The sequence below is a fragment of the Acidobacteriota bacterium genome (assembly GCA_039028635.1).
Lineage (GTDB): Bacteria > Acidobacteriota > Thermoanaerobaculia > Multivoradales > JBCCEF01 > JBCCEF01.
Window position 1 is genome coordinate 1 of record JBCCHV010000089.1, and the last position, 18,664, is coordinate 18,664.

Consider the following 18,664-nt stretch of genomic DNA (forward strand, 5'->3'; position numbering starts at 1 on the left):
ACGACCGCTCTCGTACGCCAGACGAACCGCCTCGCGCTTGAACTCCTCACTGAAACGACGACGCTTCTCAACCATTTTGTGAACTCCTCCAGGCCTATTCTCATAGGCACGGTTTCTGTCCACAAAATCGGGGCAACTCCATGAAAAGCCCCCCTCGCGAATCAGTACCCCGCCGCCTGCCCGTCTTTGCGGCTCTCGGAAGCGCCGTAGAAGACGTCCTGCCCGGCGTCGTAGAGGATCGCCTGGTAGCCGCCGAAGGGACCGACCCGGGAGCCGATTCGGTGGCCCCGGCTCATCAGGTCTCGCACCACCTGATAATCGAAGCCGGTCTCGAGAGACACCTGACCGCCATCGTCCATCACCTCACCGGTGGGTTGGGACGAACCGGAGTGCAGAATGCGCGGGGCATCGCCGGCTTCCTGCAGGTTCATGCCGAAGTCGATCATGTTGATCAACACCTGGGCCTGGGCCTGCGGCTGGGTTGCGCCGCCCATCACCCCGAAGGACATCCAGGGCTTGCCGTCCTTGGTGACGAAGCCCGGAATGATGGTGTGGAACGGCCGCTTGCCGGGCTCGTAGACGTTGAAGTGGCCGGCCTCGAAGGTGAACAGCTCGCCGCGGTCCTGCAGGACGAAGCCGAGATCACCGGGAGTCATCCCGGACCCCATGCCGCGGTAATTGCTCTGGATCAGGGACACCATGTTGCGGTCCTTGTCCGCCACCGTCAGGTAGATGGTGTCGCCGTGCTCGAGGGCGGGATTGCCGGCTTCGAGGCGGCGCGCGGCGCGCTTCGGATCGATCAGAGCTCGGCGCTCGGCAGCGTACTCCTTGGAGATCAGAGCCGCCACCGGGATCTCGTTGAAGGCCGTGTCCGCATACCACTTGGCGCGGTCTTCGAAGACCAGCTTCTTGGCTTCGAGGAAGTGATGGACATACTCGCTGCTGCCGAATCCCATGGCGGCGAGGTCATAGTCCTCCAGCAGATTGAGGATCTGCAGTACCGCGATCCCCTGCCCGTTGGGCGGTAGCTGCCAGACGTCGTAGCCGCGGTAAGAGGTCGAGACCGGATCGACCCACTCGGAGCGGTGGGCCGCCAGATCCTCGTAGGAGAGGAAGCCGCCGTGCTCCTTCATGTAGGCGTCGATGGTGCGCGCGATGGAGCCGCGGTAGAAGGCGTCGCGCCCTTCCCGCGCCAGGGTCTCGTAGGTGTTCGCCAGGTTGGGGTTGCGGAAGATTTCGCCCTTGCGGGGCCCGCGGCCATCGGGTGCGAAGGTGTCCGCGAACCCCGGATAGCGCGACAGGAAGGTGGCGCTACGCCCCCAGTAGTAAGCGATCAGCTCGCTGACCGGGAAGCCTTCGCGGGCATAGCGAATGGCCGGCGCCAGGACCTCCGCCATCGGCAGTTTGCCGTAGCGCTCATGCAGGCTGAACCAGCCATCGACGGCCCCCGGCACGGTGACCGGCAGGGGACCATGGCTGGGAATCTTGTCGAGGCCGCGCTTCTCGAACTCCTCCAGGGACAGGGAGCGGGGCGATCGGCCACTGCCATTGAGCCCCGCCAGCTCGCCCTTTTCCGCATCCCAGACGATGGCGTACAGGTCTCCTCCGATGCCGCAGCCGGTGGGCTCCATCAGACCGAGGGCGGCGTTGGCGGCGATCGCCGCGTCGACGGCACTGCCGCCGGCCTTGAGGATGTCGAGGGCGATCTGGGTGGCGAGGGGCTGACTGGTGGCAGCCATGCCGTGGCGCGCGATCACTTCCGATCGGCTGGCGAAGGTTTTGCCGGTGACGCGATCGTAGGCCGACAGATCACCGGTGCGGACCGCCACCAGCAGCAGAGCGAAGCAGAGCAGCAAGGGAAGGCGCTTCATGAGGATCTCCGAAGAAATTGAAGTTGGAGTATACGACGGCCTCCGACTCCTCGAGACCCTCGCTCCAGTGAGGATCCGTGCCTCGGAACGGGCCGGTTTCTCCAGATTTTCGTGACACTTTCGCGAGATTCGGACGCCAAGATACGGCTCGGCGACGGGGTCATTCGCCTCGACCGCCCAACCGGCCCGGCACGGCCGGCTCACCCCGGTGCTCCCCAGCACACCGGCCGACTCTCGCCCCGCGGGGCTCGGCCGGACCCCATCCCTCGTCAGACCTCCTCTCTCCGGGTTCGCCGCTTCGGCGGCGGACCCGGCCCTCAGCTCGCCGGAGCAGGCCTCAGCGCCGCGAGAAGAAACCCGGCTCGCGCTGCCAGTAGAAGGGCTCGACCGGCAGGCGATCCGGATACACCTGGTCGAGGCTCCGGCCGTCGTAGAGGCGGCCGTTGAGCACCAGATGCTCGACGGAGGTGGTCTGCCGTAGATCGTCGAGGGGATTGCCCGACAGCACCACCAGGTCGGCCAGCTTGCCGACCTCGATGGAGCCGACGTCGGCGTCGAAGCCGAGGTAACGGGCGCCCACCAGAGTGCCGGCGCGCAGCGCCTCGTGCGGCGTCATGCCACCCTGCTCGAGCATCCACATCTCCCAATGGGTGGCCAGCCCTTCGCGCTGCCCGTGGGCACCGATGGTGACGCCGACCCCCCGGCGGGCGAGCTCGGTGGCGACGCGGGCATTGTCGATGTGCCCCCACTCGTCATCCGGCGCCAGCATGCGGCGACGCGACCGGGCATCGATCAGGCGCCGCGGCACGAAGGTGAGCAGGCGTTCGTCCTCCCATACCTTGGTCTTGGCGTACCAGTAGTGCTCGCCCCAGTTGCCGCCATAGGCCACCCCCAGGGTCGGGGTGTAGTAGACCTCCGTCGCACCCCATAGCTGGCGCACGTCCTCGTAGATCGCCGCGACCGGAATCGAGTGCTCGATGCCGGTGTGACCGTCGACCACCATGGTCATGTTGTGCTGAAACAGGGAGCCGCCCTCGGGCACCACCATCATGCCGAGCTCGCGGGCGGCGGTCATCACCTGCTGGCGCTGGTCGCGGCGCGGCTGGTTGTAGCTCTTGACGCTGATCGCCCCCACCTTCTGCAGCCGCGAGACGTGAAAGCGCGCGTCCTCCAGGCTGTCGACCTCGGCCTTGAAGTCACCCTTGGCGCCATACAGGATGGTGCCCGTCGAGAAAATCCGCGGCGCCGTGATCTGCCCCGCCCGCGCCAGCTCCGCCGCCGCAAACACCGTCGCCGTGTCGTTCGACGGATCGTGCACCGTGGTGACGCCGTAGGCGAGGGTGGCGTAGTGGCCCCAGTTCTGCTGCGGCAACATGCCGTTCTGCCCCATGGCGCCGTGCCAGTGGACGTCCACCAGGCCCGGGATCACCGTCTTGCCGGAGACATCCACGATGTGGGTGCCGGCCGGCACGTCGACTTCACCGCGAGCTCCGACAGCGACGATGCGATGGCCGTCGACCAGCACCGTCGCATCCTCCAGCACCTCGTCGCCGCGCATCGTGATCACCCGGCCGCCGACCAGCGCCAGCCGCCCCTCGGGACGGTCGCTCGCCACCGAGAAGCCGATCTCGCGTTCCAACACCGGCAGCGGCTCGTCGCCGCGATCCTCGGCGAAGGCGCGCTCGACCTCGAGGGTCGAGAGGGTCGCTCCAAGGGCCCAGTAGAGCCGCTGCGAGTCACCGGACCAGTGCAGGTACTCGCCGGCCGCCTGCGACACCTGGGCGAGCGGCAGGCTGGTGCCCTTCGGACTGATCTCGACGCTCTTGCCGATCGCCACCAGCGGCGTCACGAAGGCTTTGAAACGTTCCCGGAAGGCCAGCCAGCGACCGTCCGGCGACACTCGCAGCTCGGTCGCCGCCTTGCTGTGGACGTGCTCCCGCTCGTCGTCGCCATCGAGCTCGAGGGAGATCAGCCGCCGATCGTCGCCGAAGCGGGTCACGAAGACGCGATCGGAGGTTCCTCCGAAGTGCGGATCGAAGCCATCGCGGGTGACCAGTCGCGGTTTCCCGCCGCCCTCGAGGGGCTGGTGGTAAACGCCCGGATCGGCCGACCAGGTCGGGGTTCGCAACCAGCCGCCGCTCACCTTGCGGTAGACCACGCTCATGCCGTCGGGGGCGAACTCGGGCTCGACATAGTGTCCCGGCGCCTGGCTCACCACCCGACCCTCACCGCCGCTCGCCGGTGCCACTCGCACCGTGCCGAGGTCACCATCGTGCCAGGTGGTGTAGACGATCGACCGACCATCGCGCGAGAACGCCGGGTAGAACTCACCGTGGTCCCGCTGGCGGGTCAGGCGCCGAACGTCACCGCTCTCGAGATCGCGAATCCACAGGTAACCGAGGGCTTGGAACACCACCCGATCACCCTGCGGCGAGACCCGCACCCAGCGCAGCATGCGCACCGGAAACTCCTCCGGGTGCACCTCCACCGGCAGCCGCAGAGCCGACGCCACGGCGCGCTGATCGCGCACCCGGAAGGGAATCACCACCGCCTCGCCGGTGACCGCGTCGATGCGCTGGATCTTGCCGCCGGCCCACGCCACCAAGGCCGAGGAGTCGGGCAGCCAGGCGAAAGTCGGGTAGACGCCGTGAATCGCCCAGGTCTCCTGCATGTCGCGGTCGAGATCGCGGTAGAGGGGGGTTTCCTCACCGGATTCGAGGTCCTTCAGGAAGAGCACACTGCGAGTGCGCTCGCGGCGCACGAAGGCGAGGCTCTCGCCGTCCGGCGAAGGCGTCGGCCGCACCGCGCCTCCGGGGCCGCCGACCAGGTCGACGATGCGTCCATCGCGGCGGTCGAGGCGCCGAATCTCGTAGATCTGCGTGTTGGGATCCTTGCTGTACTCGAAGCGGCTGCCGGGGGTGGTGTCCTGGCTGAAGTAGAGATAGCGGCCGTCGGGCGACAGCGCCGGCTCGCCGAGGTCCTTCTGCTCGTTGGGCTTCTCCACCACCTGTAGGCCATCGCCGCCGCTGCGGTGGTAGAGCCACATCTCGCCCGCCCCCAGGGAGCGCCGCGAGGTGAAGTGCTTGCGGGCCACCAGGAACTCGCCATCCGGCGTCCAGGCCGGGCTGTTGAGCAGACGGAAGCTCTCGTCCGTCACCGCCCGGGCATTCTCGCCGTCGCGATCGATGAGCCAGATGTTGTCGCCGCCGCCACGATCGCTGGTGAAGGCGATGGTCTCGCCATCAGGGCTGAAGCGCGGCTGCATGTCCCAGGCGAGGCCCGAGGTCAGATTGCGCGCCTCGCCGCCGGAGATCGGCAGCAGGTAGAGGTCGCCGAGGAGATCGAACACGATCTCTCGCCCATCGGGAGAGACATCGAGGCTCATCCAGGTGCCCTCGTCGACATCGAGGTCGACCATCTCGAGCTCGCCGAAGCCCTCCGGTGGCGCATCGACCCGCCAGTCGTCTTTCGCCTTCTCGGCATCGACCGGCGGAGCATCCTCGGCCATCGCCGGACCCTCGTGATGATTGTGGGTCCAGCCGAGCAGGGAGAGGGAGAGGGTCAGCGGCAGGGCGAGCAGCAGCAGTCGTCGCATGGGGATCTTTCCGGTCGGTGATCGGTCATCGTCGCTTCGAACCGACCGACTATAGCGATGCCATGCAGCGGAGTCGAAAGGGAATCCGGGACCGCCATCGCCACCGGCGGTCCCGAGCGGAGCGGATACTCGAGAGAGAAGGTCGGGCTAGAAATCGGGTTCGTCGGGATCGTCCGACGGTGGCGACACCGTGAAGGACACCGACGCCGAAGACTCGTTGCCACAACCGTCCCGCGCCACCGCATCGAAGGTGTGCGGTCCGACCTCTCGTTCCCAGAAGAAACTGAAGGGCGGACTCACAAAGCCTTGCTGCCAGACGCCATCGACCGAGAACTCGACTCGGTCGACGCCGCTCGGATCACTGGCGGTGGCCTCCAGCAGCACGACGTTGTCATCACCTTCGATCACCAGGCCCGCGGTCGGATGGGTGATGGTCAGGGTCGGACCCGTCCCATCGGCCAGGCACGGATCCGGTGCCGGGACGGTGAACTCGACGGGGCTCGACCAGCGGACGTTGCCGCAGGTGTCGCTCGCCTTGACGCGCAGCTCATGGGAACCCGCCGAAGCGCTCCAGGAGACGCCATAGGGAGCCGCCGTATCCGAGCCGACCCAGCTTCCATCGATCAAGAAATCGACCTTGGCGATGCCCGAGTTGTCCGAGGCAACGGCTGCCAGGGGCACCGTGCCATCACTGCCCGGACTGACCGTCGATTGGTTCAACGGCGAGCTGACGCCCACCGCCGGTGGCGTCGAATCGCTGGCGCAACCGCCACCGGAGGAGCCTTCGACGGTGAACACCACCGCAGACGACCAGGCTTGGTTGCCGCAGGCGTCGAATCCCTTGGCGGCGAGCTCGTGTTGCCCCGCGCTCGCCAACCAGTTGTGCGCATAGGGCGAAGTCTCGTCGCTGTGGACCAGGCCACCGTCGACGTAGAGCTCGACGAGATCGACGCCGCCGGCGTCCGTGGCGCTCGCCTCGAGGGTCACCCTGCCATTGCCGTTCGGCGTCACCGTCTCTCCGTCCGCCGGCCGCAGGATGCCCATGGTGGGGCCAGAAGCATCGTCGGCGCATGAGCCACCGCCTCCGCCCCCACCATCGCCCTCGACCGTGAAGGTCACCTCGGACGAGAAGGTCGCGTTCCCGCAGCCATCCACCGCCCGCACCTTGAAGTCATGGGGTCCCGCCGACGCCGGCCAGTTGTGGCTGTAAGGCGACGTCGCGTCGCTCCACACCTCCTGGCCATCGATGAAGAACTCGACGCGATCGATTCCCGAGCCGTCCGAAGCGGCTGCTTCGAGGGTCACCCGCCCGTTCGCGTTGGGCGTCACCACCGACCCTGCGGTCGGTCGGAGAACCGAGGCGGAGGGCCCTTGAGCATCCGAGCTGCAGGAGCCACCGCCCGAGCCCGAGTCGACGGTGAAGGTGATCTCTTCGGAAAAGCTGGCGTTGCCACAAGCGTCGATAGCTCGCAATTTGAAGTCATGGGACCCGGCCGACGATGGCCAGTTGTGGGCATAGGGCGAGGTAGAGTCGGTCCAAACCTCCACGCCGTCGATGAAGAACTCCAGGCGATCGACCCCGGAGCTGTCCGATGCCACTCCTTGGAGCGCCACTCGTCCGTTGGCGTTGGGAGTGACCACCGCACCATCGGCCGGACCACTGACCACGACCGTCGGACCGGCAACATCGTTCCCGCAAGGCCCTCCACCACCACCGCCATCGCCGGTGCCGACGGTGAAGGTGACGGTGTTCTCGGTCCAAGCCCAGTTGCCGCAGTCGTCGAAGGCGGCGGCCTTGACGGTGTGTTCGCCTGCGCTCGCCAACCAGTTGTGAACGAACGGGTCGGTCTCGTCGTCCCACACCCACAGGTTGTCGACATAGAAGCTGACCTTCTCGACCTCGGCAGGATCCGCCACCCAGGTGTCGAGGGTGATGCGACCGTTGGCGTTGGGCTCGACCACCTGGCCTTCGAGGGGCCGCTGGATGGTGGCGACGGGAGCGGTGGTATCGCCCTGACAGTGCGGCGGCGTCGCGCCGCGGTCGACCACGAAGTCGAAGCCGTCGGCGCCGGAAGCGAGGGGCCCTCCGCCACTGTCTGCGACCACCACCACCGAGTGAAGCCCATCGCTCAGGGAAGCCAGATCCAGGTAACCGCTGAAAGTGCTGTCGGAGCGGCACCCCGGGGCGGGAATTTCAGAGCAGGTCGTCGCGTCCGTGAGACCGAACTCGAAGCTCTCGAGCGGGGTCAGCTGACCATCGACCCAAACCCGCACGGTGGACACTCCGAACTGATCATCGCGGGCCACTCCGTGAATCTTGAGATACCCCTCCGCCGGATGGAGAGGTCGGTTGGTCCGGGTACGCAAGTAAACGGTTGGACCCGCGAACGAGACGCTTTCGGGTTCGGTCGCGACTCCTTGACCTGCCTGCATCGCAGGGCTGGTCGGCGGCGCCAGCAACGAAAAGCCGAAGGTCCAACAATCCACCCGCAAGGTTTGAATTCTGGTGTCCGGTGCTGAAAAGAAGCCACAGTTCTCGGTCATCGGGTCCTGGCCGGTGCAGTTTTCCGTCGTCACGATCGTCGGAATCGTCGACTCGATGACGGAGATGGTGCAGAAGAGATCGGGATCGCCGAGAATGCAGAGCTCGGGATCGATGTGGCAGAAGTCCGACGTCGGCTCGCTGGCGATGCCACAACCGAGGCTCACGAAGCCCGGAGCGTTTTGAATCGTACCCGGAGCCGGGTTATCGCAAAGCAGGTCTTCCGGGGCCACCACCCTCGGCCGTACGACATAGGACGTGCCGTTGGGCAGCGCTCTCAGAAACGTCTGCTGGGTGGCGCCTGTCAGGCCGGGAATGACATCCCACCGACTCTGCGTATCTCCGCCCTCGACGAGCCAGAGCTCGAGATCGACATCGACCGGCCCGGTTCCGGGCTCGATTCCGAAGTCGACGGTCACCGGATACTCGCAAGGACCGCCGGGAGTGCTGGTGCCACCGGGACCGCAGTTCTCGGACCGACAGCTCAACTCTCCCGACTCACCCGATCCATAAGTTCCTGACCCGACCACGATCTCGCAGAGCTCCTGATTTGCGCCTTCCAACTCGAGAGTCCAAGTCGCCCCCGCGGGCGCACGATGCATGGACATCTGGCTACAGACCGGCGGAGAGAAGGAGTCGCTGGTCTGGCCCGAAACTTCGCCATCGACCATGGTCGTCGCCCGAACGCCAATCGAGGCACCATTCGGCAGCTCACCTTCGACACAGAGCGGCAGGGGCTCTGCGCTGCCGCACAGCACCTGCGCGTCAACGTCGGACTCGACGGTTTGGATTCGGCCCGTTCCGTGGCCCGCGATCAGACATTCAGCCCCCGGAGGAGAGGAGATCGGCACCATCTCGTAGGTCCAGCCTTGGCGGTAGTCGTTGCCCGCCAAGAACGTGGGATCTGAGGCCGTCGCACGTTTGGTTCGATTGCTCTCGAGCTCATCTTGCTCGTTCCAAGCTTTGATCCGAACCCAGAACTCTTGTTCACCGACAAGACCAGAAACGGTGCCGCCGATCTCGTGCTGCGGCTGAACTTCCCGACACTCGACCTGAGGCTCATCGATCCAGACCGCTTCGAAGAGCTCGAGATTGCCACCAGCGAAGCCACGGCTCGCCCGCCCCGCAGTCCAGCCGCGATAGGCATAACCTCGGTCATTGATACAAGCAGGATGGTCCATACGCCCGGTCGAGGTGCCAAAGCACGTCACTTTCTGGAGGTGGTTCGTCGCATGCACACCGCCGCTGAACCAGGCGTCGTCCTTGTGCTCGATCTCACCGAAGCGATACGGAGGGCTCAATTCGACGGGTGGCTCGTGCTCATCCGTGAGATGACATCCGACCGTCAAGAAGCCGCCATCGACGAATTCGCATTCGCCACGGCAGAAGTACCACATCACCCCCTCGGAGACCGCCACGTCGGCAAACGAGACGGAGCCATTGTCGGCATAGTCGATTTCGACTACCGGCTTGGTCAACAGTAAGAAGTCCTCGTCGTTGCGACCAACGACTGAGACCGATGGCGCCACGAGCTCGAACAGGAGACGTCGCAGTCCTCTCCAGTCATCTCTAGGCAGGGAGCCTTGAAGTCCCTCCATCGAAGCGAGAGTCGTGGTTTCGAGCGCTCGCGGGTCGGAAACCAAAGAAAGCTGAGCCTCCGCCTCGAGATTGCTCACCGCAGCAAGGATCTGATCCTGTCCCCCGACAGAGATTCCAAATCGGTGGAGCTGACTGCGAGCAGTGAAGATTCTGGTGCGATCACCGCCCTGGGAGCTGAAGACATGAAACGCCACCCACAGGGGTACCAACTCGGGATTCCTCTCGCCATCGACGAAGAGATCGATCCCCGCCAGCTCATGATCCGAAAGATCCCGCTGCGCTCCCACCGCCACCGCCTCCAGGTAGCGCAGCTGATGATCGCTGGGATCAAAACAACGATCGCGCAGCTCGCGGCTCGAGATCTCGTCGCTCAGGGTCCACCAAAGGCGAGGGTCCCCGGGCTCGATCACCCAACAGGCGCCGGCTGGCATTGAATAAAAACAGGCCGCCACCATTAGGACCAGTACGAAACACCACGAGGAAAAGGTCGATTTTTCAAAGCGGTTTCTGGATGAGCGTTTTCGAAGCATGTCGCGAATCTCCCGATGCAGTTGCCGTTCGTGACAGGTAGCGACGGGGACTCCCAAACCGCGACAGGCGACTCGGCGTAAGCACCCTTTGTGAGATCTGAATCGAATCTGATGCAACCACTCCCCGTCGCCAACCCCCAGCAGCCGGAGGAGGTCTACCGCGAGCTCCGGCGCCTGGCGGGCCACTACTTCCGCTTCGAGAAGGCCGGCCATACGCTGCAGCCGACCGCCCTGGTGCACGAGGCTTGGATTCGCTTGAGCGAGAGCGACCGCTGGTCGGCCCTGGACCGGGATCACTTCCTGAGTCTCGCCGCCCGCACCATGCGGCGCGTCCTGTGCGATCACGCCCGCGCCCGCGGGCGAGCCAAGCGCGGCGCCGGCGCGGCCCGCATCACCCTGGCCGACGACCTCCTGTGGGCGGCCCCCGACTCGGTGGATTTACTCGATCTGGATGTCGCCCTGGGCCGTCTCGAGACGCACGACGCCGACAAGGCGAGGATCGTGGAGATGCGGTTCTTCGGCGGTCTGACCACCGCGGAGATCGCCCGCTGCCTCGGCAAGTGCTCGCGCACCGTCGAACGGGAGTGGGCCCGAGCCCGGGCCTGGCTGCTGGTCGAGCTCGAGCACGGGAGACGTGATTGAAGGACCGCCAGTGGCAGCGCGCCGACGCGCTTCTCGAGGCGCTCCTCGACCTGCCTCGGGAACAGCGCAGCCGTCACGCCGAAGCCCTGTGCGAAGGCGACCCGAGCCTGCTCGCCCTGGTGCGCCAGCTGCTCTCCGCCGCCGAGCGCTCCGACTGCTTTCTCGACCATGCGCCCGGACGACTGCTGCCCCAGCCGGACCACGGGGTGATCGGACAGCGCCTCGGCGCCTACCGAATTCGCAGTCTCATCGCCCAGGGCGGGATGGGCAGCGTCTTTCTGGCCGAACGTGAGGACGACGAGTACCAGAATCGAGTCGCCGTCAAGGTGCTGCTGCGAGAGGCCGCGGGATCGGATCAGGAGGTTCGGTTTCGCACCGAGCGACAAATCCTGGCACGCCTTCGGCACCCCAACATCGCCCGCCTCCACGACGGCGGCAGCACGCCGGACGGCCGCCCTTATCTCGTCATGGAGCTGGTCGAAGGCCTGCCGATCGACCGTTTCTGCGCCGAGCGCGAGCTCGGCATCGGCCAACGCATCGAGCTCGTGCTCACCCTCTGCGAGGCGATCGAGCATGCCCACCAGAACCTCCTCGTCCACCGCGACCTGAAGCCGAGCAATGTCCTGGTGACCGCCGAGGGGCATCTCAAGCTGCTCGACTTCGGCATCGCCAAGGCGCTCTCGCCGGCCCCTGCCGACGTCGTCACCCACACCGGTTCACGGCCGATGACGGTGCCCTACGCCAGCCCGGAGCAGGTCCGCGGCGAAGCCATCACCACCGCCAGCGACCTCTACTCCCTGGCCGTCGTCCTCTACGAGCTGCTGACCGATCGTCTGCCCTATCGCGTCGGCCCCTCCGCCCATGAGCTCGAGGCCGCCATCTGCCAGCAGGAGCCGACTCCGCCGAGCACGGCCACTCGTTCCGAGTCCAGCTCGAGCGCGACCATCGGTAGGCCACGGAGGCTCCCCAGAGATCTCGACTTCATTCTGCTCAAGGCCCTGCGCAAGGAGCCCACCAAGCGCTATCCGTCGGTCGCGGCCTTCGCCGCCGACTTGAGGCGCTTTCTGGCCCGCCGGCCGGTCCACGCTCGGCGCGGAAGCACTCTCTACCGCGCCGCCAAGTTCGTGCGTCGCCATCGCACGGCGGTGGCGATCGCCTTCGCCCTCTCCAGCCTGTTGATTCTGGTGGCGATCGGTCTGGTGCGCGAGACGCGTCACCACGCCGTCGAACGGCAGCGCGCCGACCGCAATCTGAAGATGGTGGTCGAGATGCTGCAAGCGGCCGACCCAGCAGTCTCGGGGGAAGGGGACATCAGCGCCCGGCGACTCCTCGAAGCCAGCCTGAGTCGCGCTCATCGCGAGCTCGCCGATCAACCACTGGCGCGCGCCGCCGTGCTCGACACGGTGGGCCAGGTCTACACCTCCCTCGGCCTCTACGGCGAAGCCAGAGCTCCCCTCGAAGAAGCCCTCGCCCTGCGTCGCCAGCTCGGCGATGGGGCCGATATCCAAGTGGCCGAGAGCCTCGAAAGCCTCGGCGAACAGCGCCTCCGCGTCGCCGACCTCGCGGCCGCCGGTGAGCTCTTCCGGCAGGCCCTCGAGCTGCGCCAGGAGCGCGATGGCCGCGACCATCCGAGCCAGACTACGGCCCTCAATGGACTGGCCCGCTCGCTGCAGGGCGCGCAGAGCGGGGAAGCCCTCGAGCTGCACCAGCGCGCCCTCGAGCTGCAGGGCCAGTTACCGCAACCGAACCTCCTGGGATTGGCCGAGACCCGCTTGGTGATGGCTTCTCGCCTGCTCCGCATGCAGCGCCTCGACGAAGCCGAGAAGGCGCTCCGCCGGGCTTTGACCGAGCAGCGATCAAGCCTCGGCCCCGACCATCTCCGAACCGCCCCGACCCTCAACATGCTCGCCGGCGTCGAGCTCTTCCTGGGACGTCGCGTCGAGGCCGAGGGCACGGTTCGCCAGGCGATCGCTCTGCAGGAAGGGATCTTGCCTCCGGACCACCCGGATCTCGTCGCCTCCCTCAACACCCTCGCCTACCTCCAGCACTTCGAGGGCCGGTTGGAGAATGCTCGGCACACCTACCGCAACCTCCTCGAGCGCTTCGCCGAGGGCCAGCAAGACCTCGCCCAGCAGGCGGTCGTCCATCTCAACCTCAGCCTGGTCGAGCTCGAGGACGGCGATCCCGAAGAGGCCCGGCGCCAGATCGCCCGATCGCTGGAGCTGCACCGCCGGCTCGGCACCGCGGCCGGCGATTCTCTGGTCATGATCCTGCTCGTCGAGGCCAAGATCGCGACCGCCGCCGCCGACTTTCCGGTGGCAAGGGATCGACTGCTGCGGGCGGAGAGCATCCTGACCCGGCTGTGGGAAGGACAGCCTCTCCGCCTCAGCCCGGTTCGCGTCGGCTTCGGGCGCCTCGAAGCCGCCCAAGGCAACCTGCGAGCGGCGGAGCAGCACTATCGCGTGGCTCTGGAAAGACGCCGCCAGGGCCTGAAACCGGACCACTGGTGGATCGCCGAAGCGGAGTGCGGCCTGGCGTCCGTCCTCGCCGCCCGGGGCGACGCAGGAACGGCTCAGGAGCTGCTGGAAAACGGCCTTCCGGTCCTCGAAGACCACTTACCGACCAGCGACCTGAGAATCATCACAGGGCGTCAGCAGCTCGCCGATCTAGCCCAGCGCGATCGCGGCTGACGAGCTGGACGACTCAGGGCGTCGGCGCCTGGCGGAACCAGACGTAGCTTCGCCGGGGCTTCCACTCGCCCTCACCATCGATGTCGAAGGACTCGGTGGTGAGCTCGCCGTCGCGGCGGGTCGAGCGGTGTCCCACCCGCATGGTCTCGCCCTGCGGCACGAAGAAGCTCTGCACCATCTCCGTCGAGTGTTCGCCGGTGCGGGTGTGGGGCCCGACGCCGAAGCGACCATCGCCGCCGAACTGCTGGGTCACCAGGTGACCTTCACCCACATGCCAGAACTCTCGGAACTCCCAGAAGGTCGCCACTTCTCGCCCCTCCTGGAGGCCGTAGAGACGGCCGACGAGACTCTTCTCCCCAATCCCCCAAGACCACTCCATACCGTACTGGTCGAAGGGTTCGTTCTCGCTGAGGTAGGCGGAGTTGTCGGTGATCCACACCCCGACCATGGCCTCGAAGTGCTCGCCCACCCAGGGCGGTGCGGCGAGGCCCGAAGACGGTTCGACCTTCGGCGCCGGCGGTGGTGGGCTTTCGGCGACAGCCGACGTTACCACCGGGCTCTCTGCGGAGCATCCGGTGAGGACAGAGACGAGCAGCAGGATGACGAGGGCTGAATGACATTTGCTCATGACTGCAATTTATACAGCAAACCTCACCGGAGCGGTCGCGACTCGACCGACCTTCAGTCGTCGTCGAGGGACCAGCGGCGGATGCGATTGGCCAACCCGTTGCGCGAGATGCCGAGCATCTCGGCGGCTCGCGTGCGGTTGCCGCGACTGCGCCGCAGAGCCTCGCGAATCAAGCGCGTCTCGAGGGCCCGCACCTGTTCTGCGATCACCAATGAGTTGGTCGGCGCCACCGCGGGCGCAGCGAGAACTGCTTCTGAGAGCAGAGCCGAATCGATCGCCTCACCGTTCGGGCAGGCGATCACCAGGCGACGCATCTCGTGCTCGAGCTCGCGCACGTTGCCGGGCCAGCTATGGGACTCGAGGGATTCGAGGGCGCGTACGGTCAGCCCCCGCACGCTCTTGCCGGTCTCTCGGCAGGCACGTTCGAGGAAGTGCAGCATGAGACGGGAAAGGTCGCCCCGCCGAGCGCGCAGCGGCGGCACCTCCAGCACGCCACCGGCGATCCGATAGTAGAGGTCGGAGCGAAACTCGCCGGCCGCCATGGCCGCTGTCAAATCGCGGCCGGTGGCGGCGACGAATCGCACATCCACCCGCATCGGCGGACGGCCGAGGGGCAGGACCTCGCGTTCCTGGAGCACTCGCAGAAGCTTCGCCTGCAGAGGCTGCGGAAGCTCGCCGAGCTCATCGAGGAACAGGGTGCCGCGGTCCGCCTCTTCGACCCGGCCGCGACGCTCGTGCACCCCGGTGGCGACGCCGGCACCGATTCCGAAGAGCTCGGCTTCGAGCAACTCCTCTGGCAAAGCGGCACAGTTGAGGGCCACGAAAGGACCGTCGCGGCGAGCCGAAGAAGCGTGGAGGGCGCGCGCCACGGGCTCCTTGCCGACACCCGTCTCGCCACGCACCAACACCGGCAGGTCGCTGTCCGCCAGAGTCGCCATCTGGCGATAAAGATCCCGCATCACCGCCGACTGTCCGCGCACGTAATCGGCACCGAAGACCAGCTCCGAGTCGCCGACCGCGGGCGGCTGCGGATCGGCCATCGGCGGGGACGCCTCGAAGGCCGCGAAAAGCTGCAGAGCGGTGGTGAGAAGACGCTCCGCCGACTTCTCGACACCATCTCCCCAGACCACCAGTTGCAGGTCCGCCCGGCCGCGGCGCGCCAGCAGAGCGACCAGGCGCCCGTCGGCCTCCTCGGCAGCAGCGAGCGGCCCGCGCCCCGGCGGCAACTCTCCAACCTTGGCCAGAATGCGGGAGCGCCCCCGGGGGCCAGCCTCCAGCAAGGCCGCGCCGCGGGCGCCGAGAGTCGCCACCATCTCCTCCAAGGCCGCCACGCGATCGCCGCCGGTGGGCCACGAGAGCTGCGCCACCACCGCCTCCAGCAAGTCGAGCCAAGGCTCGAGGCGAGCCCGTTCGCGCTGCGTCAACTGGGCGGTCACGGTCGGCCGCCGAGCGGTCGCCTCGGCGCCCCCGAGGGCCAGTCCGAGATCGGCATCGTCGGCCTCGACCCGCTCGACGATCCACTCGGTCGTTCCCAAGCGAAGACGATCGCCAACGCCCAAACGGGCTTCCTGCACCGGCTGATCGTTGCGGAAGACGCCGTTCTTGCTGTCGCGGTCGCACACCCACAGCTCGAAGCCGCGAACCTCCAGATCGGCATGACGGCGCGACACGCCGCGCACCGTCAAGACCCAATCGCAGTCGCCATCGCTGCCGATCGTCGCCCGCTCGCCGCGCATCACGAAGCGGCTTGGGTTCGACCCGTTCGAGGATCGCAGGCGGTAGCGAAAAGAGGCCTCCGTCATGGCGCCACCCAGTATGCCGGAATGCTCACGACGTGGGCAATGCGCCCAACGGGTGGGCAGTGCAGCCACCCTCGAGAATTCCCGAAGACCCCATAAAGACTTTCATTGCAATGATATAGACAGAATCATCCGGAAGGCATGGGGATTGAAATGAGGTCTCGAGTCGGTCACAGGACCGCCGGAACGCTCAAGACGATCGCTCACAAGGAGACTCCATGCCAAGCCCGACGAGACGCCTGATGCGGTGGATCTGCTGCTTCGCCCTCTTCGTCTTCGCCGCCTCTGCCGAGGCGGCGCCTCAGCTCACCGTGCTCGATAGCGGCCAAACCGTCACCCCGGGAGCCCTCATCGACTACGGCCTCTTCGCCCAGACCACCGGCAACAGCCCGGTCTACTACTTCTTCGACCTGACCAACACGGGCAATCAGACCCTCGACCTCTCGGCGATCGAGATCACCGGCGGCGAACGCTTCGTCTTCACCGGCGTCGTACCGCCCATCAGCCTCGCCCCCGGCGACAGCACTCGCCTCAACGTGCGATTCCGTCGCAACGTCCTGGGCACCCACACCCACACCGTCACCCTGACCTCCAACGACCCGGGAGCCCCCGCCTTCTCCTTCCACGTTCAGGGCACCGTCGCTCCCAACCGCCCGGTCCTCGAGGTCCGTGACGGTGCGAGCCCCCTGGCGGCCGGCACCCTGGTCGACTACGGCAGCTGGACCCAGACACCGAACACCAACCCGGTCTACCGCCTCTACGAGCTGCGCAACGCCGGTGCCCTTCCCCTCGACCTCTCGGCGATCGAGATCACCGGCAGCGACCGCTTCGTCTACACCGGCGTCGTGCCGCCCATCAGCCTCGCTCCCGGAGCCAGCACGACGCTGAACGTGCGCTTCCGGCGCGACCGTGCCGGCACCTTCCAGGCCAGCGTCGCGCTGACCAGCAACGACCCCGAGCAGGGCTCATTCTCGTGGCAGGTGCGCGGCACGGTCACGGTCAGTGAACCGGCCCTCGAAGTGAGCGATGGCGGCACTCCGCTGGCGGCGGGCTCTCTGGTGGACTACGGCACCTACAGCCTCACCGCCACCAGCAGCCCGGTCTACCGCCTCTACACCCTCACCAACCGCGGCACCCTACCGCTCGACCTGACGAGCGTCACGATCAGCGGCGGCGACCGCTTCGTCTTCACCGGCGTCGTGCCGCCGATCACCCTCGCCCCGGGCGCCAGCACGCAGCTCAACGTGCGCTTCCGACGCAACGTCCTGGGCACCCACACCCACACCGTCACCCTGCGCACCAACGACCCCGACGACGACCCCTTCTCGTGGCAAGTGCGCGGTCGCATCGTCGGCAACGGCCCACACCTCGAGGTGCGCGACGGCGGCCGGGTGCTGAGCTCCGGTGAGCTGGTCGACTATGGCGTCGTCGGCCGTTCCGACGCCGGACCGATCTTCCGCCTCTTCACCCTCACCAACCGCGGTGATCAAGACCTCGATCTCTCCGCGATCTCGATCCAGGGCGGCGCGACGCGCTTCGTCTTCACCGGCATCGTGCCCCCCACGGTGCTGCCGCCCGGCGGGCAGGCAACCCTCAACGTCCGCTTCCGGCGCGACGTCGTCGGCCTGTTCAACGCCGTCGTCATCATCGACTCCAACGACTCACCCTTCCAGTGGCAGGTGCGCGGCGAAGTGCGCGCGGCGCCGGAGATCTCGGTTCGCACCGGAGCCGGCACCATCCTCGCTCCCGGCGATCTGGTGCCCTTCCCGGACACCGCCGTCGGCACCAGCAACAGCGTCCGCTTCGTGATCGAGAACCACGGCGAGAGCGACCTGACGATCCTCAACCCCAATTCTCTGGTCAGCGGCCAGAGCTTCTTCGTCAACGCCAACGGCATCGAGAACCCGCGGATCCCACCGGGCGGGCAGGAAGACTTCCGGGTCGCTCTCCTGTCGCAGCAGAGCAACACCTGGACCGGCACCGTCACCATCGAGCACGACGGCCCGTCGTCGTCGCCGTTCGCGTTCCAGGTCGAAGGCCGTACCGGTGAACCGGACTTCTCCCTCGCCGGCTCCCCGACCAGCTTGGCGGTGACCCATGGCGCGAGCGCCACGGCCACCATCAGCACGCTGCCGGAATTCGAGTTCTCGGACGACATCGCCCTCGCCATCAGCGGCCTTCCGGCCGCCGTGACGGCGAGCTTTCAGCCGGCGACGACGGCCGCCGGCAGCAGCGCCACGTTGACTTTGGCAACCTCCATCACCACACCTCCGGGCACTTACCCGCTGAGCGTCACGGGCACTTCCGGCGGGCGCTCCCGGAGCACCGAGCTCACCCTCGAGGTCACCGACGTGGCGGCGCTGGAGATCACCGCCGTAGCGCCGGACGTGTTGCCGCAGGGCGAGGTGACGGTGGTCACTTTGACCGGCCGGGGCTTCCACGGCGCGGGGGCCTTCGTGCCCGACGGCCCCTTGACCGCCAACGACCCTCCGCGCTGGACGCCGGCGGTCCGGGTCCTCTCGATCGCCCCCAACGGCCGTTCGATGGAGATCGAGGTCGACTGCAGTGATCCGCGGGTGATCGACTTCTACAACCTGGTCGTCGATGCCCCGGCCGGCCGCACCGGCGCCGCCGTCCGGGTGGTGCCTATGACCGAACTCTACAATTATCATGCAAGGGTCACCGCAATTTTGCTTTGTAAATATTCGTAAGTGATGAGATCAATTTCCCAGTGTTTGTGGTCTTCCTGATCTATTCACAGATTTCTG

General features: G+C 66.8%; 8 protein-coding genes. 3 read left to right on the forward strand and 5 right to left on the reverse strand.

The features are described 5' to 3' along the window. Positions 1-161: 161 nt before the first annotated feature. The 3 genes from ggt to AAF604_23695 form a co-directional block, all read right to left on the reverse strand. A complete protein-coding gene (gene ggt / locus AAF604_23685) occupies positions 162-1,871 on the reverse strand; it encodes a gamma-glutamyltransferase (GenBank protein MEM7052686.1) in 1,710 nt (569 codons plus the stop codon). 337 nt (positions 1,872-2,208) lie between these two features. Beyond that, complete coding sequence (locus AAF604_23690; protein MEM7052687.1) at positions 2,209-5,466, reverse strand: amidohydrolase family protein; 3,258 nt, start codon at positions 5,464-5,466, stop codon at positions 2,209-2,211. Positions 5,467-5,613: 147 nt separating this feature from the next. Beyond that, complete coding sequence (locus tag AAF604_23695; GenBank protein MEM7052688.1) at positions 5,614-10,017, reverse strand: Ig-like domain-containing protein; 4,404 nt, start codon at positions 10,015-10,017, stop codon at positions 5,614-5,616. Positions 10,018-10,248: 231 nt separating this feature from the next. Here AAF604_23695 and AAF604_23700 point away from each other — a divergent pair, with 231 nt between their 5' ends. After that, on the forward strand, positions 10,249-10,779 hold the full coding sequence (locus AAF604_23700; protein MEM7052689.1) for an ECF-type sigma factor: 531 nt from the start codon (positions 10,249-10,251) through the stop codon (positions 10,777-10,779). Beyond that, positions 10,776-13,469 carry a serine/threonine-protein kinase gene (locus AAF604_23705; protein ID MEM7052690.1) on the forward strand — a complete coding sequence of 898 codons (2,694 nt, stop codon included), beginning with the start codon at positions 10,776-10,778 and terminating at the stop codon, positions 13,467-13,469. The genes AAF604_23700 and AAF604_23705 overlap by 4 nt, the downstream gene beginning before the upstream one ends. A 13-nt stretch (positions 13,470-13,482) precedes the next feature. Here AAF604_23705 and AAF604_23710 read toward each other — a convergent pair whose 3' ends face one another. Next, positions 13,483-14,097 (reverse strand): hypothetical protein, encoded by a 615-nt coding sequence (locus AAF604_23710; protein MEM7052691.1) that lies wholly within the window; start codon positions 14,095-14,097, stop codon positions 13,483-13,485. Between the two features lie 53 nt (positions 14,098-14,150). After that, entirely contained in the window at positions 14,151-15,899 is a 1,749-nt protein-coding gene (locus AAF604_23715; protein MEM7052692.1) for a sigma 54-interacting transcriptional regulator, read from the reverse strand. A gap of 239 nt (positions 15,900-16,138) precedes the next feature. Here AAF604_23715 and AAF604_23720 point away from each other — a divergent pair, with 239 nt between their 5' ends. Further along, positions 16,139-18,607, forward strand: a complete 2,469-nt coding sequence (locus tag AAF604_23720; GenBank protein ID MEM7052693.1) for a choice-of-anchor D domain-containing protein — start codon at positions 16,139-16,141, stop codon at positions 18,605-18,607. Positions 18,608-18,664 lie beyond the last annotated feature (57 nt).

Coding starts and splice junctions, on each gene's coding strand:
- ggt (MEM7052686.1), bottom strand. CDS start 1,871: ATGAAGCGCCTTCCCTTGCTGCTCTGCTTCGCTCTGCTGCTGGTGGCG.
- AAF604_23690 (MEM7052687.1), bottom strand. CDS start 5,466: ATGCGACGACTGCTGCTGCTCGCCCTGCCGCTGACCCTCTCCCTCTCC.
- AAF604_23700 (MEM7052689.1), top strand. CDS start 10,249: ATGCAACCACTCCCCGTCGCCAACCCCCAGCAGCCGGAGGAGGTCTAC.
- AAF604_23710 (MEM7052691.1), bottom strand. CDS start 14,097: ATGAGCAAATGTCATTCAGCCCTCGTCATCCTGCTGCTCGTCTCTGTC.
- AAF604_23715 (MEM7052692.1), bottom strand. CDS start 15,899: ATGACGGAGGCCTCTTTTCGCTACCGCCTGCGATCCTCGAACGGGTCG.
- AAF604_23720 (MEM7052693.1), top strand. CDS start 16,139: ATGCGGTGGATCTGCTGCTTCGCCCTCTTCGTCTTCGCCGCCTCTGCC.